The sequence below is a fragment of the Pseudarthrobacter sp. 05T312 genome (assembly GCF_056396685.1).
This window is the reverse complement of sequence record NZ_JBFTLY010000013.1, coordinates 16,630-37,937: the sequence shown is the minus strand read 5'-3', so window position 1 is coordinate 37,937 and position 21,308 is coordinate 16,630. Positions and strand designations below refer to the sequence as shown.

The following is a 21,308-nucleotide window of genomic DNA, read 5'->3' as shown; positions in this document are numbered from 1 at the left end:
GCCCTGCGGACCTTAGCGGGCGGCGAGGACCGCGGAGTAGAGTTCCCGCTTGCTGACGCGGACGTCCTCGGCCACGGCGGCCACCGCTTCCTTCAGCCGGATGCCCTGGGCCACCAGTTCGTTGACGGCCGCCACGTGGTCTTCCGGGGTCCCTGCTGCCTGTTCGGGAGCGCCGCCCAGGACCACGGCGATCTCGCCGCGGACCTCGTTGTCCTCGGCCCACTGGAGGAGTTCGCCCACGGTGCCGCGGATGACTTCCTCATATGTTTTCGTCAGCTCGCGGCACACTGCGATCCGGCGGTCCGGGCCGAACCTTTCCCGCAGGGCCCGCAGCATTGCCTCGAGCCGGTGTGGGGCCTCGAAGAACACCATGGTGCGCCGCTCCCCCGCCAGGTCCGCCAGGCGGGAGGCCCGCTCGCCTGCCTTGCGCGGCAGGAATCCTTCGAAGCAGAACCGGTCGGTGGGCAGGCCGGAGAGCGCCAGTGCGGTGAGGACGGCGGATGGCCCCGGAACAGCGGTGACGGGGAGTCCCGCCGCGATGGCCCCCTCCACCAACCGGAACCCGGGGTCCGAGACCGCAGGCATCCCGGCGTCGGTCACCATCAGCAGCGTGCTGCCTGCACGCACCTGGTCCAGGAGCTCGGCCGTCCGGGTGGCCTCGTTGTGCTCGTGGTAGCTGATGATGCGGCCCGCAACGGCGACACCCAGGCTTTGGACCAGGCGGTGGAGGCGCCGGGTGTCCTCCGCCGCCACGATGTCCGCCGTACCCAGCAGTTCCACCAGCCGGGCGGAGGCATCGCCCGTGTTACCGATGGGAGTGGCGGCAAGGACAATCCGCCCCGCCGTCGCAGGGCCGGGCTCGGGAAGGGTGCTGGGGTTCGGGTCCACCCACCAAGCCTACTGCCGCCGGGTCTTCCAGCCGCAAAAGGTAGCATGGGGCTCGTGACGCAGACCTCGACGCGGCCCGCCGGGGCCGGGAAACCCAGCCCGGCGGCATCTTCCGGCGGAACCGCCACCACTGCGGCAGGGCCCGCGGGGACCGCTGCCAGGGCCTGGATCAGCCGGCCGGACCAAGCGTTCACCGTCGAAGCGCTCACGGCGAGGCTCATCGGCACCGCTACCTTGTGGCGGGAATATCCCGCATCACTCCGGCTCTGGTTCATCCTGGTTCCGGTCCTCACGGCGGTAGTCGCCGGCCTTCTCCGCTTCATCCGCCTCGAAGTGCCGCACAAGCTGGTCTTCGACGAGACGTACTACGTCAAGGATGCCTATTCCTACCTCATCAGCGGGTACGAACGCAGCTGGCCGGACAAGGCCAACGATTCCTTTAACGCCGGAAATCCGGACGTCCTGCTGAACACCCCCGAATATGTGGTCCACCCGCCGGTGGGCAAATGGATGATCGCGGCCGGCATGTGGCTCTTTGGGCCGGAGAACCCCTTTGGCTGGCGCTTCGCCGCGGCCCTCACGGGCACCCTGACCGTGCTGCTGGTCTCACTGATCGCCCTGAAACTGTTCCGCTCGCTTCCACTGGCCGGCGCCGCAGGGCTGCTCCTCGCCGTCGACGGCCACCACCTGGTGATGTCCCGCACCTCGCTCCTGGACGTCTTCCTCACGTTCTGGGTCCTGGCTGCCTTCGGGGCACTGCTGATGGACCGCGATGACGGGCGCCGCCGCCTGGCCCACCGGCTGGCCCGCGCCGCCGCCGCGAACGGCGGCCAGCCCCCGGCCCGGGCGCTGCTGTCCGGACCATGGCTGGGCGTGCGCTGGTGGCGGGTTGCCGCCGGGGTCTGCATGGGACTGGCGGTGGGAACAAAATGGTCGGGCCTGTTCTTCCTGGCCGGCTTCGGCATCCTCACGGTGCTGTGGGACCTCAACGCCAGGCGTGTGGCGGGCGTCCGCGGCTGGATCAGCGGCGGAGTCATCCGGGACGGTATCCCTGCCTTCCTTGGGGTGGTCCCCGTGGCAGGGATCGTCTACTCGGCCACCTGGACAGGCTGGTTCCTGTCGGACAACGCCTACTTCCGCCACTGGGCGGAAAGCAACCCGTCGGCGGAATGGGGCTGGCTCCCCGACTCCGTCCGGTCCCTCATCCACTACCACCTGGAAGCGTACAAGTTCCATCAGGGCCTGAGCTCCGAGCACCCCTACCAGGCCAGCGCCTGGAGTTGGCTGGTGATGGGGCGGCCCACGTCATTCTTCTACGAGTCCCCGCCCCAGGGCACCCCCGGCTGCGACGTGGAGAAATGCACCTCTGCCATCCTGTCCGTGGGAAACCCGCTGGTCTGGTGGCCGGCCGCCATTGCCTTGGTGGTCCTGCTGTTTTGGTGGGCCGGACGCCGGGACTGGCGTGCCGGAGCGGTGCTCGCCGGCGTCGCCGCGGGCTACCTGCCGTGGTTCATGTATCCCGAGCGGACCATGTTCTACTTCTACGCGGTGTCCTTTGAACCGTTCCTGGTCCTTGCCCTGGTGTATTGCCTGGGACTGGTCCTGGGCCGACCGTCGGATCCCCCGTGGCGCCGGCGTTCCGGGCTGTACCTGGTGGTCCTGTTCCTGGCAGCGGCAGTTCTGCTGTCGGCCTTCTTCTACCCGATCTGGACCGCCGAAGTGATCCCATACGTCGACTGGAAGGTGCGGATGTGGATGCCATCCTGGATCTAGGGCAGGATGGCAAGGGAGACCTGAAGGAGCCGCTGCCGCGGCGCGGCAGCGGAAACGGAGACCTGCTGTGAGAGAAGCGAGCACGGAACTGCTGGTTGAGCTTGACGCCAACAGCAATGTGACTGACCTGCTGCTGGAGCAGCACGCCGCCAACCCGGCCCACGCCCTGTACCGGCGCAAGGGGCCCAACGGCTGGGTGGATGTCTCCGCGCAGAAATTCCTGCAGGACGTCAGCGCGCTGGCCAAGGGCTTGATCGCCGGCGGCCTGGAACCCGGCGACACCGTGGCGGTGATGTCCCGCACCTCCTACGAGTGGACGCTGGTGGACTTTGCCATCTGGTTCGCCGGCGGCGTGACCGTACCTATCTATGAAACATCGTCCGCCAGCCAGGTGCAGTGGATCATCCAGGACGCAGGGGTCCGCCGGGTCTTCGCGGGCGATCGCGCCACTGTGCAGCTCGTCAGCGGCGTGGTGGCCGGTTCGGCCGAGCTTAGGGACCGCCTGGTCAACGTGGTGCGGATGGATTACGACGGCGAGGCCCCGGACCTTGCCAGCCTCGCCGCTGCGGGCACGGGAGTCAGCGACGCCGAGCTGGAGCGCCAGCGGAGCCGTGCAGCGCTGGCCGACCCCGCCTCGCTCGTATACACCTCGGGCACCACGGGCAAACCCAAGGGGTGCGAGATCACGCACGGAAACTTCGCCCTGGTGGCCAAGAACATCGTTGCGTTTTTGCCGGAAATCCTGCAGAAGGACCAGGCCCGCACCCTGATGTTCCTGCCGCTGGCCCACGTGCTGGCGCGGGCCGTCCAGGTGGTCTGCCTCGCAGCCGGGGCAACACTGGGGCACACCCCGGGCGCGGCGCAGCTCCTAGAAGACCTTGGGACGTTCCGGCCCACCTTCCTGCTGGTGGTGCCCCGTATCTTCGAAAAGGTCCGGGCAACGGCAGCGCACAAGGCCGCCGTGGCAGGCAAGGGCAAGTTGTTCGATGCCGCAGCCGCCGCCGCCATCGAGTACTCCCGGGACCAGGACCGGCAGAGCCGCGGCGACGGTCCAGGCCCCGGCCTGCTCAGCAGGGCCCGGCACGCGGTGTATGACCGCCTGGTCTATCCCCGGCTGCGCCAGGCTTTGGGCGGAGAGGTTGGATATACCGTCTCCGGCGCCAGCCCCCTGGCCTCCGATGACGCACACTTCTTCCGTGGCGTGGGCATTCCCGTTCTCGAAGGTTACGGACTGACCGAGACCACGGCGCCCTGCACGGCCAACACCCCGTCCCGGACCAAAGTGGGAACCGTGGGGATCCCCGTCCCCGGCACCACCATCCGGGTCGCCGAGGACGGCGAAATCCTGGTCAAGGGAATTGGCGTGTTCAAGGGCTACCACAACAACCCCGCAGCCAATGCTGACTCGTTCGTGGACGGCTTCTTCCGCACCGGTGACCTGGGCTCCCTGGACAGGGACGGCTTCCTGACCATCACAGGCAGGAAGAAGGACCTGCTGGTGACCGCCGGCGGCAAGAATGTAGCGCCGGGACCCTTGGAGGAGCAGATCCGCACCCACCAACTGGTGGGCCATGCGGTGGTGGTGGGCGACGGCAAGCCCTTCATTTCAGCCCTGCTGACCCTGGACCCGGAAGGGGTTGCCAACTGGCGGTCAGAGCGGGGACTGCCCCCAATCCCCCTCACTCAAGCTGCCGTCGACCCCCAGGTACTGGCCGCCCTCCAGGAGGCGGTGGACCTTGCGAACCGGATGGTGTCAAAAGCCGAATCGGTGAGGACCTTCAGGCTGCTGGATGCCGAGTTCACCGTGGAGTCCGGGCACCTGACGCCGTCCCTCAAGTTGAAGCGGGCCGCCGTGGTGACGGAGTACCAGGCGGAGATCGCCAAGATCTACGGCTGATCCACCATTTCCGGCTCCGCCGACGCCTTCCTGGCCTCCGGCGCAACGCCGCGGCGGCGCCGGGTGGGCCACGTAAGCACCAGCGTCACGATGGACGCCAGGAGGACCAGGCCCGCGATGGCGATGCCGGCGTCGATCCAGAACTGGCTGGGGAAGAGCCTGATCAGCGTGTCGTCCAGGCTGAAGGTCCAGGACCCGTCGGCAAAGAAGACGCGGTGGAATTCGGTGAAGAACTGCTGCCAGCCCAGGGCCGCCAGTGTGCCCAGGCCCAGGATCAGGACCAGCGTGATGATGGATCCCGCGAAGAGCCCGCGCCGGATCCCGCCGGTGCTGCGCCGGCGCAGGTACAAAATAGCGATCAAGGCCAGGAGCAGCAGCAGCGCACCCGCGCCGAAGGTGGAGAGGATGACCGCCTTGACGTCCGCCATGTGGCTGACTTCGCCGTCCTTGAAGAGCTTTTCCCCGCTGCGCTGCACCAGGTCGCCCAGGTACCTGGGGCCGGCCCAGTTGAGGAGGTAATCGACGGCGTAGGAGCCGTAGGTCATCCGGTCGTCGGTGCTGAAGCCGTAGCCGTCGCCGGGGAACCCGGGACGGTTGTACTCCACCCAGAGGAAGAGCGGGGTGGTCACCGCACGGACGGCAAGGATCAGGAGGATGAACGGGTAGATGATGGCGAGCAGAACCTGCATGAAGCGCGGTGCTACGGGCTTGGCGTTCGCGGCGCTTTCACGCTGCGCGTTGCGGCGCTCCACTTCCTCTTCGGGGGGACGGACGTGCAGGGCGGAGGTGGGAAGGGGTTCCTTGAACACCGGCGAGCCGGGGCTTCCGGCCGGCTCATCCGCTGAAGAGGCGGCAGCCGGAGACGCGGCCGGACGTCCGGCTGCGTTGCTTCCGGGGGCGGAGGATTCGACGGCGGCCTCGGCGGCCTTGCGGTGGGCCCGGGTTTCCGGCTGCGGGGCTTCGCCCTCTGCCGCAGGTTCCTGGCGTCCGGCCTTGTCCCGGCCGGCTTCTTCCCCGCGGGGTTTGTCACCGCGGGGTTCTTCCCCACTGTTCTTGTCCCCGTCAGCAGGCGTCAGCCAGGAGAACGCGGGCTCGTCGGAATCCCCGGACGTATCCAGCAAAGGCTCCGGCTGCGGCGCAGCGCTTTTGGCGCGGACCGGTGTTTCGTCATTCACAGCAGCGTCACTTCCGTTGGGTTCCGCACCGGTTCCATTCCGCCGGCACGATTGATTCTGCTGACGAGCCTACCGTCCGGAACTTCTGCTGGGCGAGGAACCACCCCGGCAGGATTACAACGATTCAGGCAGCGATTTCCGTGTAGCCGGCATCTTCCCGGCGGAGGTCTCCGCGTTCCCCGGCGAGGAAAGCGCGCCTGCCCCACACCAGGACGTATGTCCAGTACGCCGCGAGAACTGCCGCGCCGATGCCAATCCTGGCCCAGGCAGGGAGCGGACTCGGAGTGACAAACCCCTCCACCAGCCCGGAAACGAACAGGACCAGGACCAGTCCCAGTGCCACCGTTACCAACGACCTGCCTTCTTCCGCCACCGCCCGACCCCTGGTCCGTGGACCGGGGGCGACCATGGCCCAAAAGATCCGCAGTCCGGCGGCAGAGGCGACAAAAACGGCGGTCAGCTCCATCAGCCCATGAGGCAGGATGTAGCTGAAAAAGACGTCGGACTTACCGGCGGCGGCGAAGATTCCGGCCGCAATGCCCACTCCCTGGGCGTTCCCGAACAGGATCATCGGTACCCAGACCCCGGTGATTCCCAGGGCCACGGCCTGCGCGCTGATCCAGGCGTTGTTGGTCCACACGGCGCCGGCGAAGGACGCTGCGGGGTTTTCCGAGTAGTAGTTGATGAAGTCCTGGTCCACGTACTGGGCGGCAGCGGACTCGGATGCCACGGCCCTCAGCGCGTCCGGCGACGTCCCGATCCATGCAGCGTAGGCGGCGGCGCTGAGGACGAAAGCCGTTCCGCAGGCCAGGGTGAGCCACGTGAGCCGGTACAGCGCGGCGGGCAGGGCCGCCACGAAGAACCTGGCGAGGTCGGCCATCGCGTTGGAACGTGCCCCGGTAAAGCGGGTCCTCGCCTGGGCCAGCGTGGCAGAGAGGGAAGCGGAGAGGCCGCCCTCCGGGGCCATGGAGCGGACCAGCGACAAGTGGCCGGACGTTGACTGGTACAAGGTCAGCAGCTCATCCGACTCGGCGCCGGTGAGCCTCCGTTTGCCCGCAAGCTCCTGCAGCCGCGCCCACTTGTCCGCATTAACGGCGGCGAAGGCATCCATGTCCACGGCTACAGCCTAGCGGGCGGCACTAGACTTTGACCGTCCGCACCGTCGGATGGTCCACATCATCAGCCTCGGAGGGCAGGGACGCAGTATGAGCCAGATCATCACCGGCGAGGCCGTGGTCCTCGAGCTTCGGCCCGCGGGCTTTGCCGCCCGGGCACTGGGCCTGGCCATCGACGTCGTTTTCCACGTGGTCCTGCTCGTGCTGATCATGCTTGGCCTGGCCGCCGCCGGCAGGGACCTGGACGATGCAGCCGCGCGTGCCCTCGGCCTGGCCGCCGTCGTCTTCTGCCTGGTGGTGGTGCCCGTGGCAATGGAAACGCTGACCCGGGGCCGGTCGCTCGGGAAACTGGCCACGGGCCTGCGGGTGGTGCGTGAGGACGGCGGTGCCATCCGGTTCCGGCATGCCGTGATCCGCGGGCTGACCGGATTCCTCGAAATCTACCTGACGTTCGGCGGGCTTGCCCTCGCCGTGGCACTCTTCAACGACAAATCCAGGCGGCTCGGCGACCTGCTCGCCGGCACGTACGCCGTGCGAAGCAGGGTTCCCGCCGAAGCGGCCGTCCAGGTTTTCGTGCCGCCCTACCTTCAGGCGTGGGCGGCCGCGGCGGACATCGGGCGGATTCCCGACGCCACTGCGCGCAGGGCCGCCCAGTTCATCCGCCAGGCGGGCCGGATGGCTCCGCTTTCAAGGGCCGGCATGGCGCGGGCTATCGCCGAGGAACTGTCAGCCCACGTGGCCCCGCCGCCACCGCCGGGGACGGGTCCGGATGACTACGTGGCCGCCGTCGTCGCTGAACGCCGGAACAGGGAATTCACGAGGTTGCTGCAGTCACGCCGGCGGAACACGGAGACGGGACGGCGGCTGCAGCGGTTGCCGTTCGCCGAGTGACTCAGTTGTCGTACTCGCTCCAGGGAATGTTCCAGTCGCCATACCCGTCGGTATTCGCCGCGTAGTCACCCTCTGTGTTGATGATCTGGACGACGTCGCCGGTTCCCATGTTGTCGAACACCCAGGCTGCCCCGTCCGGAAGGAACCCGATGCAGCCGTGGGAAACGTTCGCGTTGCCGATATACGGATAGGCGGACTCCAGCGCCTGGTGGATGTAAGCCCCGCTGAGGGTGAGGCGAATGGTGTATTCGACGTCGGCCTCACCGTAGTAGGCGGGATCGTCCGGCTTCAGGCCGATGCTTGCAGCCCTGAAGTGGTCAAACCGGTTCTTCTCCATCAGCACGGCATATCCCTTGGCGGAGGGGAAGCGTTTGTCCCCCATGCTCACGGGCAGCGTCTTGATGGCCTGGTCGTTGACGCTCAGCGTAAACGTGTGGGCCGTGGCGTCCGCGATGGCCACCTTCTTGTCGCCGATGTTGACGTTCACTTTTTTATTGAAGTTGGCGATCTGGCCGTTTCCAAGGTCGACGCCGAAGAGCTGCATGTCCATGGTGATCGTGGAGTTCGCCGCCCAGAAGTTCTCGGGACGGTAGCGGACCATCGTGTCGCTGTACCAGTGGAACGCCCCGGCCTGTCCCGACGTCGTGGTGATCTTGATGGCCTTCTCCACGGCGGCGCGGTTGGTCACCGGCTCGCTGAAAATGATCTGCAGGGGCTGGCCGACGCCCACCTTCATGCCGTTCAGGGGGTAGATGGCGGCGTCCGCCTCATGTGAGCTGGAGACGGTGTTGAAGGACTGGGTGGTGCTGGTCTCCCGCCCTGCACTGTCCTTGACCACGTAGGTGTAGCTGTACTCGGTGTTGAACTCCAGAGGCGCGGTGGCGGACCATGAGGTCCCGCCGGCGTCGATGCTTCCGTCGATGCTCTTCCCCGCGATGCTGGCCAGGGTGACGCGCTGGATGATCCCGTTACCCACCTTCAGGGAAACGGGCGCGGCGGGATTGACCTGCTTGGCGCCGTCGACAGGTGCGGCGTCGACCTTAACCGGCGGGACGACGGGCGATGCGATGCCCGGCGATGTGCGCAGCGCGGAGCCTGCCTCCGATTCAAGGGGCCCACCTGCAAGTCCCGGAGCGACCGCGGCAAAGACCCCGCCCACGGCAGCCAGGATACAGACGGCAGCCACGGCAACGATTTTCTTGGCAGTCCCCCGGCGGCGGGGCTTTACATCAGGCTCCATGTTTTCGATCCTACGTGCAGAAAATAACAGGCCCGGGCACGTTGCGTGCCCGGGCCCTTACGTCTCAGTAACGATAATGCTCGGGCTTGTAGGGGCCCGCGACGTCAATGTCCAGGTATTCCGCCTGGTCCTTGCTCAGTTCAGTGAGTTCAACGCCCAGGGCGTCCAGGTGCAGCCGGGCTACCTTCTCGTCGAGGACCTTGGGCAGGACGTAGACCTTATTCTCGTACTCGTGCTGGTCCCGCTTGGTCCACAGCTCGATCTGGGCAATGGTCTGGTTGGCGAACGAGTTGCTCATGACGAACGACGGGTGGCCGGTGGCGTTGCCGAGGTTGAGCAGCCTGCCTTCGGAGAGGACGATGATGGAGCGCTCGGCGTCCTGTCCCCCGTCGAAGACCCACTCGTGGACCTGCGGCTTGATCTCAACCTTCTTCACGCCGGGGATCCGGGCAAGTCCCGCGATGTCGATTTCGTTGTCGAAGTGGCCGATGTTGCCCACGATGGCCTTGTTCTTCATGCCGGCCATGTGTTCGGCCAGGATGACATCCTTGTTGCCAGTGGTGGTGATGAAGATATCGCCCTGCGCCAGGACGGACTCCAGCTTGGCCACCTGGTAACCGTCCATGGCTGCCTGGAGTGCGCAGATGGGGTCGATCTCGGTGACGATCACGCGCGAGCCCTGGCCGCGAAGGGCCTCGGCGGCGCCCTTTCCGACGTCGCCGTAGCCGCAGACGACGGCGACCTTGCCGCCCATGAGCACGTCCGTGGCCCGGTTGATGCCGTCGGGCAGGGAGTGGCGGATGCCGTACTTGTTGTCGAACTTGCTCTTGGTCACCGAGTCGTTGACGTTGATGGCGGGGAAGAGCAGCTTGCCCTGGTCTGCCAGCTGGTAAAGGCGGTGGACGCCGGTGGTGGTTTCCTCGCTGACGCCCTGGATCGTGGCGGCAGTGCGGGTCCACTTCTGCGGGTCTGCGGCGAGGGATCGGCGCAGGACGTCAAGGAAGATGCCGTATTCCTCCGAGTCCTCGGGGTCCGCGGAGGGAACATTGCCCACGGCTTCGAACTCCACGCCCTTGTGCACCAGCATGGTGGCGTCGCCGCCGTCGTCCAGGATCATGTTGGGACCAAGCTCGGGGTTGGCCTCCGCGCCCGGCCAGGTGAGGATCTGTTCGGCGGTCCACCAGTATTCCTCAAGGGTCTCGCCCTTCCAGGCGAACACGGGCACGCCCTGGGGATCCTCGACGGTGCCCTTGCCCACCACGACGGCTGCGGCGGCTTCGTCCTGGGTGGAGAAGATGTTGCAGGATGCCCAGCGGACCTCGGCGCCCAGCGCAGTGAGGGTTTCGATCAGGACGGCGGTCTGGACCGTCATGTGCAGGGAGCCGGCAATCCGTGCGCCCTTGAGCGGCTGGGACGCGCCGAACTCCTCACGGAGGGACATCAGGCCCGGCATTTCGTGCTCGGCAAGGCGGATCTGGTGCCGGCCGGCTTCGGCCAGGGAGATGTCGGCAACTTTGTAGTCAAAAGTCATGGGTGGTCCTTTGCTTGGTCCGGGTCCTGGTCCAGTCCCCGTGCTGCTGTTTCTGTGCGTGCGGAGGCGGCTGAACTAGTGCTCTGCCGCCTCGGGGTCGTGCTGGTCGGAACCTGCCGAGGCTGCTGCAGCCAGCAGCTCCGGAGGCAGCAGCAAAGGGATCCCGTCCTCGATGGCGTACCGGTTCCTGACGCCCGTATCCCCGGCGGCAGTGGCCACCAACTCCTCCCCCTCCTGGACCAGGGGCGAGCCGGTCACGGGGCAACGCAGGACGGACAACAGCTCGGGACTGATCTTTGGCATTTGTTCATGCTCCCTGGCGGGCGCGCTCGCGCCGGTAGCGGAAAAGATGTGCAGCCTCCAGCCTACCGCCAGATGGGGCTCAGGAAGGTTCCCGGAGGACCCGCAGGTGCCCCCGACGTGCGCCTTCAGTGCCGGCCGGAGCTTCCAGGGCGGAATGGTGTGCCCGCTGGGCGGGGGCCTGGGGCTCCCGAGGGAGGGCGGCGGCGTCGCGGACAGCGTTGGCCAGCGCCAGCAGGTCATCGGGTCCAGGCTGCTGCGGGGTGGACGGCATGGCCAGCCTTAGTACTTCCCAGCCGCGGGGCACCGTCAAAGAGTCAGCGTGCTGCTCGCAGAGGTCGTAGCAGTGCGGTTCGGCGTAGGTGGCCAGCGGACCCAGGACGGCGGTGGAATCGGCATACACGTACGTCAGGGTGGCTACCGCCGACTGGCGGCAGGCAGACCTTGAACATTGACGGATAGCTCCCACGACATCACAGACTACCCCTTCCCCGGCGAAAAGCCGCGCATTGCCGCCCAGGCCGACGCGCCCCCAGGGAACAGCGGATGTATCGCGTAAATCCTTCCCCGGGTTTACAGTCGATGTATGCAGTCATCGAACCATGAATCAGGTTTTTCGGTCCGGTTGGCTGACCCGGATGCCCCTGTGGCAACGGGTACGGAGACCAGTGGCAGGAGCTTCTCCCGGCGGCGCCGGAACCGCCATGGGCGTGGCCTCCGCGGCGAGGTGATGCTGCCCACCCACCCCGGATACCGGACCCGCGCCGACCGCTTTGACGACATGGTGCTGGACTCGGCCCAGCGGCTGCACGACATCTGGGGCAAGACCCTGGACGGCGTGCGGTTCGGCGTGGATGAAATCCCACCGGAGCTGGAACAGCTTGCAGCGACTGCGTCCACTCCGCCCATGGGCTCCTACACGCCGGCCGCCGATGGGGACGGCCCCACGATCACGGTGTACCGGCGGGTGGTGGAGCAGGCGTGCTCCAGCGTCGAAGAACTCCAGGACCTGGTCCACGACGTGGTGGTGGAACACACGGCGGAGATGCTTGGCGTTGCGCCGGAAACATTGGATCCGGTCTACCGCCGCCGCTACTGACGCCGCGGCCCGCACGACGGGCTGCCCTGCATCGCCCTTGCTAGTAGCCCAGGCTCACAGGGACGGTTTCCTGCCCGGCTGCAGCAGCCAGGAATGCCAGGGCCGAAACGTCGTTTCGGCCTTCCTGCCCCACGAGCACCGATCCGTAGGCGGCATCCCCGGACGCAGACACCGCATAGCCAACCACGTCCGCTCCGTCAGCCTGGTCGGGAATGCTGATGGAAGCTGTGGTTCCCCCGGCGATGTCGGCAGTGGCCGCGGCACGCACCTTTCCGTCGGCTGTGATGGGCGAGTACGTGATGGTGGCCCTGGAGTCCAGGACACCGAACACCAGCTGGCGTTGGCCGCCCTTGGGGACCGGCACCACATGCTGGCTGCCCAGCCGCACGGCCGATGCCGCCCAGGCCACATCCGAAGGCTGACCGGGCTGGAGGCCGCGGCTCATCCGGGCGGCGGCAAGGAAGGAGACGTCGGAAGAGGCGGCCACCGTGTACTGGCCGGCGGGTACCCCCGCCAGGGAAACCTCAGTTGTTGAACCGGCTTTTGCGGTAATGACGCCGCCGGACGGAAGCGCGTGCTGGCCGTCGCGTCCGTACAGCTTGATCTCCACCACAGCATCAGAGGCGCCGGGCACTGTCAGTTCCAGGGCGGGGCCCGCGTCCCGGTAGCCGGGCTGTGCCGTCAGGGAAGCCAGTCCGGCAGGGTCCTGGATGTCCACTCCCGTCATCACCTGGCGGACGCCGGGGGCGGTCCCCGGGCTGATGTAGTCCACGCCGCCGGGAGTGAGTCCGCGCAGGAAGCTCTGCTGGATGGAAGCTGCGACCGGACCACCGGCGCTGCGGACGTGGACGCTGAGCTGGGACTCGTTGGGGGCGAGCCCGGCGAGGACCACGCTGCGGGTGGTGCCGGGGGCAACCAGCAGGCCACGGCTGCCTGGTGCCTGGATCTGGCCGCGGCCGCCGAACAATTCAAGGCTCACAGTGGCTGGCGTGCTGGAGGGGTTGGTCAGCGCGAGCACGGAGGTGCGGCCGACCGTGGTGCTGGCACCAGCCAGCCACTGGTCATTCGAGGGTTGCCCGCAGGTTGCGGCGGCACTGCCCTGCAGGTCGCCGTCAGTGGCCGTATATTTCATGGCGCCGGCGGCCGAGGCGTTCTGGTTCGCGACGGCGTTCGCACTCAGGACGTTGACCTGGTCCACGGTCCGGTCTGCCACCACTCCGGCGAGGAGCTCCTGCGGGGCCGCGGCAGTTGGGGCCGGCCCCGGGTCCTTGGCAATTTCGACGGCGGCCGTCCCGTCCAGGTGCGCCAGCCGGCTCCCCGGCAGCACGCCGCCGGCGCTCAGCACCGCGGCGCTGACCCTGGTGGCGGCGGTGGCCGACTCCGGCCGGAACTGGGCATCCGTCCCTGCATCCGTACCTTCCAGCAACCGCGCAGGGCCGGGGCACACGCCGACGCTGGCCCCCGCGGGGACGGCAGCTTTGGCTACGGGCACCGTGCGGCTTGAAGCAGGCTCTGCCACGAGCGAGCCGGCCGCGACCACGGCCCCGCCGCCCGCGAGGATCAGAACGCCTGCGGCCACCCCGGCGATCGCGGCTGCCCGGCTTTTCCCGCCCGGCAGTCGCGTGGCGCCGCGGCCTGGGCTTTTCCGCACCTTGCCGGTCCCGGGCACGCCAGCGGTGGCTTTGCCGGCTGAACCGGGCTTTTCCGCGGACGGCTCCTGTCCGCCGGCCTGTGGCTGCCCGGCAGTGTCCGGTGTCCCGGCGTCGGGAATTCCGGCCTCCGCGGCCTCCGGGATTCCGGCGCCTTCCTTGGCCTTGGCCTTGCCGGCCGGTGGAGTGTGCTCATGCATGTTGGTGTTCCTTACGCAGGGAGCCCTCGTCCCGTGAGAGGCCGGTCCGCGGCCGCCGGGCCGGCATGGGGATTGCCAGGATGACGGTCAGCCCGATCACCGTGATTTGTCCGGCGGCCGCCCAGAACGACCAGGGGTTCTCGTACCGGACCGTCAGTTGGCCCGTAGACGCAGGCAGGGTGAATGCCTGTGACCAGCCTGAGGTGGTGGAGGTCAGTTTCCGCCCGTCGAGCCAGGCGGTCCACCCGGGATCGGCACGCTCGGCGAGGACCACCAGCCGGCCTTCAGGCCCGGCGGGGACGGCTGTGTCTACGCCTTCGGCACCGGACGCCACCAACGCGGTGGCCGTGCCGCCTGCATCGACAATGCGGACCCGGTGGGCGACGTCGGCGGCCTGGGTGCCGCGCTGGTTCAGCGGGCTGATGCGCCACAGCCAACCGACGTCGGTCTGTCCCACGGCCACCATGCCAGGGACAGCGTCCATGCGGCTCGCAGTCAGCTGGGCTGCGGTGTCGGCGGAGCGCAGCACCACGAAGCCGACGCCGAGTTGTTCGAGGTCGGAACGGGGGTCCACGCCCTGGCCTGCCACCATGGTGGCCACAACGCGGCGGACGGCTGCGGTGACGTCGTCGTCGTCGCGTACTTCTTCTGAACCGGGGCCGCCGATGATGTTCCTGGCGGAGGCGATGGCGGAGAGACTGTCCAAAGTGGTGCCTGCCCCGCGCATCAGAGAGGCGTTGAAGGTCCCGTCGTCACTCGTACTGAGGAGGAGGGTCCGCGTTTGCTCGGGTCCGGTACCGCGGTCGACGGCGGTGGCGGGAAGGGAGCGGCCGGTGGCAGCCTCCACCAGCCGCGGAACGCCCAGCGCTCCCCCCTCCGGGGAAGCTGCCGGAGTTGCGCCGGCGGCAAGGCCCTGCGTTGCCGGCGCGGCGGCCGGGGTGGCCGGACGCAGCAGGTTCTGCGCGGACCAAACGGCCATCCCTGCCAGCGGTCCGGCCAGCACCAGCACCAGGGCAACTGCCAGGCCGGCGCGGGCCGCGGTCCTGGTTTTCACCCCGGCACCGGAGGTCCGGTCCGCAGCGGCCAGGAGCTGCTCCCACCCCAGCAGTGCCGCGGCAAGGAGGGTAAAGGAAGCGGCGGACACGGCAGGTCCCGGGAACGGCGCCACGATGACATTCTGGTTCAGTCCGGTGGCCACGTGGCCCGCGAACCAGCCGCCGGCCAGGGCAATCATCGAAGCGGTCCAGAACCACCTGGCAGTCCGGGCCCGGCGTCCTGCGCTGAAAATCCCCACGACGGCAAGGACCAGCACCGGCCCGGCAATGAGCACGGCGAGCAGCAGGGCCCAGGGCACCGGCCCGCCCGCAAAGGCCGTGAGTCCGTGGAGGCCGCCGGCGGGAGCGAACGACAGGGGTTGGCCCATGAGCTGCTGCCACAGTGGCGCTGCCTCGAATCCCAGCGGGAGGCCCGGGTCTGCCAGAAGGGCACGTGGCCTGTCGAGGGTGGACAATGCGAACGGGACGAACAGGGCTGCGCTGGGCAGCAGGGCCCACCACACCGTTCGTCCGCGCCGCCCCAGCAGGACACCGCACAGCACGATGACGAGGGTCGCGGGAAGAAGGAGGGAGGGCGCAGACGCGGTGGTGACCGCCAGTGCCAGGCCCGCAGCGGCAGCGGCTGTCCACGACGGCACACCGTTGATGCCCGCCTTGGCCGGGAGCTGCTCGGGGGCCGGGTAGCCGGGCGCCGCGGTGGCGCTGAACCGTCCGTGGCCAACGGCCGAGCCCGTGGCCCGCAGCAGGCCAAGCACCACCAGCGGCAGCATGATGTGGGCCACCAAGGCACCTGCCCGGCCCTGGTTCAGTGCGGCCTGGAGTGCCGGCGCGGCAGCCCAAAAGAGGGCGGCTGCGAAACGGAGCCGCCGGCGTTCGGTGACGCCGCCGGCGGCGAACCAGCCGGTGAGTCCGGACAGCGGAGCACCGAGCAGGAGCAGCCAGGCCATGGCAGCGTTGGCATCTCCTCCCCCGGCGAGGCCGATAATCCAGAGGACGTAGTCGAAGGGATCGCCGTGGCCGGGAAGGCCCGCTCCGAGGCTGATCCACCAACTGGAGGCGTTGTGCCAGATGTCCCCGAGGCCTGCCGAGACCGGAATCAGGGCACCGCCGGAGACGGCGCCGGCACGGAACAGTCCTGCCAGCGCCAGAAGCGAGGCCACTGACGCGATGATGACGGCGGCCAGGGCACCGTTGCCTACCCAGCCGCGCTTGCTGGTGGCCAGGGCCGCGAAGTCGTCCGCGGCGTCGCCGGTGGGCTGGTGTGCGAGCGGATCCTGGACAAGGTGGTCCGCGCCTGCCCCGTCCGATCCCAGCGCCTCCATCAATGACCGGCGGTGGCTCCACACCTCCCGGCGGGGGGTCTGGAGCTTGCGGATCACGGACCGGCGGATGCGCCGCGTGCGTTTTGCCGTCCTCCGGGCCTTGGCCACGGCCCGGGGCCGGCCCAGTGCCGCGCAGGTGGCGAGGAGCTGGGAAATGCCATGCCCGGGATCTTTGACCACGATGCTCAGGACAAGCTTGAAGAGGCTGCCGAGCAACGCGCCGATGCCGTGGACAGGCACCATCCAGAGCGGGCTGTGCTTCAGGCGGAGGTGGACCTGCGCTTTTCGGGCGGCTGACGGGTTCCCCAGTGCATGGGGCCGGTGCGCCACGTGGAACATCCGGGCCGCGGGAACCACCACCACGCGGTGGCCGGCAAGCCGGTTCCGCCAGCAGAAGTCGACGTCGTCTCCGCTGCCCGGCAGTGCGGGGTCGAAGCCGCCCAGTTGTTCCCAGACATCCCGCCGCACCAGCATGCCGGCAGAATTCACCGCGAAGGTGTCCGTTCGGCCGTCGTACTGGCCCTGGTCCATCTCATCCGCGTCGATGAGGGTAAGCCTCTCGGCCCAACGGCTGGTGGAAAGGCCCACATCCATCAACTTCCGCGGCGAATGCCAGTCCAGCTGCTTGCAGCCGGCGACAGTAACCGATGGGGCCCGCTCCACGGCGCCCAGGAGTTCCGCGAGTGCTTCCGGCGCCGGCGCCGCGTCGTCGTGCAGGAGCCAGATCCACTCGGTCCTGCCGGAGCCGGCATTTTCATCGAAGGGCACGAGTGCGGCGAGCGCGGCGGAGACAGCGGAACCCATGCCGCCCTTGCCCCGGGCATGGCTGACAACGGCGGCCTCCCCTAAGGACCGGCTGAGCAGGCTGTACGAATCGTCGCCGGAACCAGCGTCCACGCCGACTGCGCGGTCAACCGGGCGCGTTTGGGCGGCCAGTGCCGAAAGGGTTCTGGGCAGATAGGCACTGCCGTTGTGGGCAACCACAACGGCAGTGACATGGACATCCTGAAGAATTAGATTGCTCGCTTCCTAAGCCGCCGGCGCTCACGCTCGGAAAGGCCTCCCCAAATGCCAAACCGTTCGTCATTGGCCAGCGCGTATTCGAGGCACTGGGACCTCACGTTGCACGCGCCGCAAACCTTCTTGGCGTCGCGTGTTGAGCCGCCCTTTTCGGGAAAGAAGGCTTCCGGGTCGGTCTGGGCGCACAAAGCGTCCGTCTGCCAGCCGAGCTCGCCTTCGTCATCGAAGTCCTGTTGCAGCGGCAGTCCAATCCATACTGGCTGGACAGTCCCGGCGGCGGCCAGTTCCATGGGCGGATCAAGGTCGTCCTCCGGCTCGGCGCCGCCGTCCAGGAGGGCTTCATGCGCCGCGAGGAACGCGGTGGCCTGGTCCTCGAGGACACTGGTGGAATTCCTGTTATACCTCTCCGCAGCATCAGGATCTGCGGGATCCACGTACCAGTCACTGGGCACCCCCCGCGCACGGTACTTTGCCGTTGCCTGACCGGCCACGACGGCATCTTCCTGGATACGCTCTGCTTGCCCCACGGCGACCCTCCTGATGTTTCAGCCATTGCCTGGATACGTGGACACTCGGTTGTGTGCCGGTATTTACGCAATTGCTTTAGTTACCTAATTACACGTGTGTAACTAGGGCTAGTCAAGCCGTTGCCGGGATAATAGACAGTCGCTGTTCAGAAGTTTGCGCACGCCACGCCCGGGATTTTTGCCGGCCCGGGCGTGGCGGGAGCCGGGACCGGTCCGGGGTGGGCCGAAAACCCGTCAAACGCACGGCCTGGCGGGGAAAATACCCGGTCTTGGGTAAAATAGCAAGCAAACTTAGCAACGGCAGTGATTAACATCACTTTGGTTGCCGCGCCGTTCAACCGAAGCGGTCGACGGGTGACCCTGTCATGGCGGAGTGGCAGGATGAACCCATGACGACAACCCCCGCAATTGACTTGATGGGCACCCTGCGCTCGGGCAACTCAACGGCACCACGGCTTACCTGGTATGGACCCGATGCAGAGCGGGTGGAGCTCTCGGGACGGGTCCTGGACAACTGGGTCGCCAAGACCAGCAACCTTCTGCAGGACGAGCTGGACGCCGAGCCCGGCATGCGGCTGCGGCTCGCTCTTCCGGCGCACTGGAAGGCGATGGTGTGGGCGCTGGCGTCCTGGCAGCTCGGCCTGGAGACAGTGTTCGACGGCGGTCCGGCGGATTTCCTTGCCACGGACGACCCTGCGGGGGCCACTGGACAGTACGACGCCGTCATTGCCGTTGCACTTCCGGCACTGGCGATGCGGTGGCCCGGAGACCTTCCCGCCGGCTGCCTTGACTACGCTGCAGAGGTGCGTTCCCACGGGGACGTGTTCATGGCGCACACCAACCCGGATCCGGAAGGATGTGCCGTCCGCACCAGCGAAGGACGTGCTGTCGCCCACCGGGACCTGTTGAGCGGCTTTGCCGTGAACCACGAGGAGGGCGCCAGGGTGCATGTCGCTGCGGACCGGGGGCTTGAATCAGCGTTGTCCAGTGCACTGGGGGCCTGGCAGCGGGACGGCTCGGTGGTGCTGACCCATCCCGCCGTGGCGGTTACCGACAAACTGCGGGCGGACGAACGCATCCACGGCAGCTGACCGCCGCGTACGGCTAGGCTTGCGGGCCGCCGTCCACGCTGGTGGACGCTGGACGCTCCGCAGTGCGGGCGGACTCCCGGTGCGGGTGGGCTTCGATGATTTCGTGGTCGTGGGAGAATTCCGGCTCCTGGTCCAGCTCCTGGTTGAAGACCAGGAAGCGGTAGGCAAAGAAGCGGACAACCGTGGCTACCAGGATGCCCGCCACGCCCGCCAGGAACAGCAGGTTCTTGTTGTCGATGCCCATGCCGTACTTGGCCAGCGCCGTAAAGCCGGTGGAAATACCGATGCCTATGCCGTTAATGATGACGAACATGACAAACTCGCGGAGCACGTTGGCCTGGCGGCGGTGGCGGAAGGTCCAGAAACGGTTGGCCACCCACGAGAAGATGGTGGCAACGGTGGCACCGACAAAACGTGCCTTCGCCTCGCTGTCCGACATGGGGCCGTGCATGAGGTAGTAGGTCAAGCCGTTGTCGATGACGAACGCCACACCGCCCACCGCCCCGAACTTGGCCACTTCACGCCAAAAAAGTGAGGCGAGCCCCCGGATACGATCTGCAAGTGCGCTAAACATGACCCTCCATGGCCTGACGAACTGTGGGCCACGTGGCCAAAGCTCCATTTTAGCCCCCAAACCTTTGAGCTGCCCGGGAGAAGTTGGCCACCTGGGCTCCGCCGGGCGGAAATCGGGGTGGCCCGCCGGGTTGCAAAAGCGGGATTGGGCCCGTCTTCGGTAGTCTGGCACATGTGACTTTTCCAGTGATAGGCGTGGTTGGCGGCGGCCAGCTCGCGCGAATGATGGCCCCTGCCGCTACAGCACTCGGCTTTGAACTCCGCGTCCTCGCCGAGGGCGAGGACGTCTCGGCGGTGTCGGCCGTACCCGCCACTCCGGTAGGTGACTACAAGGACCTGCAGACGCTCCTGGACTTCGCCCAGGGCCTGGACGTCATGACGTTCGACCACGAGCACGTGCCGACCGACCACCTCCGCGCCCTGCAGGACGCCGGGGTCAACGTCCAGCCCGGGCCGGACGCCCTGGTCCATGCCCAGGACAAGCTGGTGATGCGTGCCGCCATCGACCGGCTGGAACTGCCCAACCCGGCTTGGGCGTCGGTGGCGGACGTTGCTGACTTGGTCCGCTTCGGCGACGAGACCGGCTGGCCCGTAGTCCTGAAGACCCCCAGGGGCGGCTACGACGGCAAGGGAGTCCGGATCGTCGCCTCTGCCGAAGAGGCTGCAGAGGCCGCAGACTGGTTTGCCGCCATGAGCCCCCTGCTGGCCGAAGCGAAAGTCGAATTTACCCGCGAACTCTCCGCGCTCGTGGCGCGGACCCCCGATGGCGAGGCACGGGCCTGGCCCGTGGTGCACACCATCCAAGTGGACGGCGTCTGCGATGAGGTGATTGCTCCCGCGCTCGAGATCCCGCTGGAAGTTGCCGCCGCCGCGGAGGATGCGGCACTGCGCATCGCCGCCGAACTGGACGTTACCGGCGTGCTTGCGGTGGAACTGTTCGAAACCCCTGGTTCGGGGGCGGGCTTCTTGATCAATGAACTGGCCATGCGGCCCCACAACACCGGCCACTGGACCCAGGACGGTTCCATCACCAGCCAGTTCGAGCAGCACCTTCGCGCGGTCCTAAACCTGCCGCTGGGCGCCACCGATGCCCTGGCTCCCGTTACCGTCATGAAGAACTTCCTGGGTGGCGACAACCAGGACCTGTACGCCGCCTACCCCATGGCACTGGCTGCCGAACCGGCGGCCAAGGTCCACTGCTACGGCAAGTCCGTGCGTCCGGGACGCAAGATCGGCCACGTCAACCTGACAGGCAGCTCCACGACAGAGGTTGATTCGGTCCGCCGCCGCGCCACGGCCGTGGCCGGCATCATCCGTGACGGGCGGGTCACCACCGACGAACCTTCCGCGATTTTCGAGGAGAACGCATGAGCGCCGAAGCCACCCCAGCAGCCGGTACCGCGGCGGGCCCCCTGGTGGGCCTGGTCATGGGCTCCGATTCGGACTGGCCGGTCATGGAGGCCGCGGCGGACGCCCTGGCCGAATTCGGCATCCCGTTCGAGGCGGACGTCGTCTCCGCCCACCGGATGCCCACGGAGATGATCCGGTACGGCCAGACGGCGCACGAGCGTGGCCTTCGGGTCATCATCGCGGGGGCAGGCGGCGCAGCCCACCTGCCTGGCATGCTCGCCAGCGTCACGCCACTGCCGGTGATTGGCGTCCCCGTTCCGCTGAAAACCCTCGACGGGATGGACTCCCTCCTCTCCATCGTCCAGATGCCGGCGGGCGTCCCGGTGGCCACAGTCTCCATCGCCGGAGCCCGGAACGCCGGGCTGCTGGCTGTGCGGATGCTGGCCGCCGGCACCGATGAACTCGCCGACTCCCTGCGGGCGGACCTCATCGACTTCGCCGCGGACCTGAACGCAGTGGCGTCCCGGAAGGGGGCGAACCTTCGGCAGAAGGTCAGCGAAGTCTTCCCAGGCGGCTCGAGCCCCCTTCGGGGCAGCCGTTAGGGCGCCCGGC

At 67.7% G+C, this 21,308-nt stretch carries 18 protein-coding genes; 7 read left to right on the top strand and 11 right to left on the bottom strand.

Going from position 1 to position 21,308, the window contains the following annotated elements; translation table 11 throughout:
- Positions 1–12: 12 nt before the first annotated feature.
- The gene (gene rsmI / locus AC1DIP_RS15655; protein ID WP_476210046.1) at positions 13–888 is read right to left on the bottom strand and encodes a 16S rRNA (cytidine(1402)-2'-O)-methyltransferase; all 876 of its coding nucleotides are present in this window, start codon (positions 886–888) and stop codon (positions 13–15) included.
- A 45-nt stretch (positions 889–933) separates the two neighbouring features.
- Here rsmI and AC1DIP_RS15650 point away from each other — a divergent pair, with 45 nt between their 5' ends.
- Together AC1DIP_RS15650 and AC1DIP_RS15645 are read left to right on the top strand one after the other, a co-directional pair.
- The gene (locus AC1DIP_RS15650; protein ID WP_477734264.1) at positions 934–2,661 is read left to right on the top strand and encodes a dolichyl-phosphate-mannose--protein mannosyltransferase; all 1,728 of its coding nucleotides are present in this window, start codon (positions 934–936) and stop codon (positions 2,659–2,661) included.
- A 67-nt stretch (positions 2,662–2,728) separates the two neighbouring features.
- Positions 2,729–4,558: an AMP-binding protein gene (locus AC1DIP_RS15645; protein WP_476210043.1), complete on the top strand. Its 1,830-nt coding sequence runs from the start codon at positions 2,729–2,731 to the stop codon at positions 4,556–4,558.
- Here AC1DIP_RS15645 and AC1DIP_RS15640 read toward each other — a convergent pair.
- Positions 4,549–5,733 carry a TIGR01906 family membrane protein gene (locus tag AC1DIP_RS15640; RefSeq protein WP_477734263.1) on the bottom strand — a complete coding sequence of 395 codons (1,185 nt, stop codon included), beginning with the start codon at positions 5,731–5,733 and terminating at the stop codon, positions 4,549–4,551. The genes AC1DIP_RS15645 and AC1DIP_RS15640 overlap by 10 nt on opposite strands.
- A 124-nt stretch (positions 5,734–5,857) precedes the next feature.
- Positions 5,858–6,850, bottom strand: a complete 993-nt coding sequence (locus tag AC1DIP_RS15635) for a stage II sporulation protein M (RefSeq protein WP_477734262.1) — start codon at positions 6,848–6,850, stop codon at positions 5,858–5,860.
- An 88-nt stretch (positions 6,851–6,938) separates the two neighbouring features.
- Between AC1DIP_RS15635 and AC1DIP_RS15630 the strand changes: the two genes are divergently transcribed.
- Entirely contained in the window at positions 6,939–7,739 is an 801-nt protein-coding gene (locus tag AC1DIP_RS15630) for an RDD family protein (RefSeq protein WP_476210038.1), read from the top strand.
- 1 nt (position 7,740) lies between these two features.
- On the opposite strand, the gene AC1DIP_RS15625 is transcribed toward AC1DIP_RS15630, so the two are convergent.
- The 4 genes from AC1DIP_RS15625 to AC1DIP_RS15610 form a co-directional block, all read right to left on the bottom strand.
- A complete protein-coding gene (locus tag AC1DIP_RS15625) occupies positions 7,741–8,979 on the bottom strand; it encodes an Ig-like domain-containing protein (RefSeq protein ID WP_476210037.1) in 1,239 nt (412 codons plus the stop codon).
- A 64-nt stretch (positions 8,980–9,043) separates the two neighbouring features.
- Complete coding sequence (gene ahcY, locus AC1DIP_RS15620; protein WP_477734261.1) at positions 9,044–10,510, bottom strand: adenosylhomocysteinase; 1,467 nt, start codon at positions 10,508–10,510, stop codon at positions 9,044–9,046.
- Positions 10,511–10,585: 75 nt separating this feature from the next.
- Positions 10,586–10,813, bottom strand: coding sequence for a Trm112 family protein (locus AC1DIP_RS15615; protein ID WP_476210034.1), 228 nt, complete (start codon positions 10,811–10,813; stop codon positions 10,586–10,588).
- A gap of 79 nt (positions 10,814–10,892) precedes the next feature.
- Positions 10,893–11,279, bottom strand: coding sequence for a DUF3499 domain-containing protein (locus AC1DIP_RS15610; protein ID WP_477734260.1), 387 nt, complete (start codon positions 11,277–11,279; stop codon positions 10,893–10,895).
- A 117-nt stretch (positions 11,280–11,396) separates the two neighbouring features.
- On the opposite strand from AC1DIP_RS15610, the gene AC1DIP_RS15605 reads away from it, so the two are divergent.
- Positions 11,397–11,909 carry a metallopeptidase family protein gene (locus AC1DIP_RS15605; protein WP_477734259.1) on the top strand — a complete coding sequence of 171 codons (513 nt, stop codon included), beginning with the start codon at positions 11,397–11,399 and terminating at the stop codon, positions 11,907–11,909.
- Between the two features lie 40 nt (positions 11,910–11,949).
- Here AC1DIP_RS15605 and AC1DIP_RS15600 read toward each other — a convergent pair whose 3' ends face one another.
- The 3 genes from AC1DIP_RS15600 to AC1DIP_RS15590 are packed head-to-tail and all read right to left on the bottom strand — an operon-like array spanning position 11,950 to position 17,682.
- Positions 11,950–13,758, bottom strand: coding sequence for a DUF5719 family protein (locus AC1DIP_RS15600; RefSeq protein ID WP_477734258.1), 1,809 nt, complete (start codon positions 13,756–13,758; stop codon positions 11,950–11,952).
- Positions 13,751–17,119, bottom strand: coding sequence for a glycosyltransferase (locus AC1DIP_RS15595; RefSeq protein WP_477734257.1), 3,369 nt, complete (start codon positions 17,117–17,119; stop codon positions 13,751–13,753). Before AC1DIP_RS15595 ends, AC1DIP_RS15600 begins: the two co-directional genes overlap by 8 nt.
- A gap of 29 nt (positions 17,120–17,148) precedes the next feature.
- Positions 17,149–17,682, bottom strand: coding sequence for a WhiB family transcriptional regulator (locus tag AC1DIP_RS15590; protein WP_476210027.1), 534 nt, complete (start codon positions 17,680–17,682; stop codon positions 17,149–17,151).
- A 389-nt stretch (positions 17,683–18,071) separates the two neighbouring features.
- On the opposite strand from AC1DIP_RS15590, the gene AC1DIP_RS15585 reads away from it, so the two are divergent.
- Positions 18,072–18,773: a TIGR03089 family protein gene (locus AC1DIP_RS15585; RefSeq protein WP_477734256.1), complete on the top strand. Its 702-nt coding sequence runs from the start codon at positions 18,072–18,074 to the stop codon at positions 18,771–18,773.
- A 13-nt stretch (positions 18,774–18,786) separates the two neighbouring features.
- Here the strand turns inward: AC1DIP_RS15585 and AC1DIP_RS15580 are convergent, their stop codons facing one another.
- The gene (locus AC1DIP_RS15580) at positions 18,787–19,347 is read right to left on the bottom strand and encodes a GtrA family protein (RefSeq protein ID WP_476210023.1); all 561 of its coding nucleotides are present in this window, start codon (positions 19,345–19,347) and stop codon (positions 18,787–18,789) included.
- A 173-nt stretch (positions 19,348–19,520) separates the two neighbouring features.
- Between AC1DIP_RS15580 and AC1DIP_RS15575 the strand changes: the two genes are divergently transcribed.
- Together AC1DIP_RS15575 and purE are read left to right on the top strand one after the other, a co-directional pair.
- The gene (locus AC1DIP_RS15575; protein WP_476210021.1) at positions 19,521–20,717 is read left to right on the top strand and encodes a 5-(carboxyamino)imidazole ribonucleotide synthase; all 1,197 of its coding nucleotides are present in this window, start codon (positions 19,521–19,523) and stop codon (positions 20,715–20,717) included.
- Complete coding sequence (gene purE, locus AC1DIP_RS15570) at positions 20,714–21,298, top strand: 5-(carboxyamino)imidazole ribonucleotide mutase (protein WP_476210020.1); 585 nt, start codon at positions 20,714–20,716, stop codon at positions 21,296–21,298. The genes AC1DIP_RS15575 and purE overlap by 4 nt, the downstream gene beginning before the upstream one ends.
- Positions 21,299–21,308 lie beyond the last annotated feature (10 nt).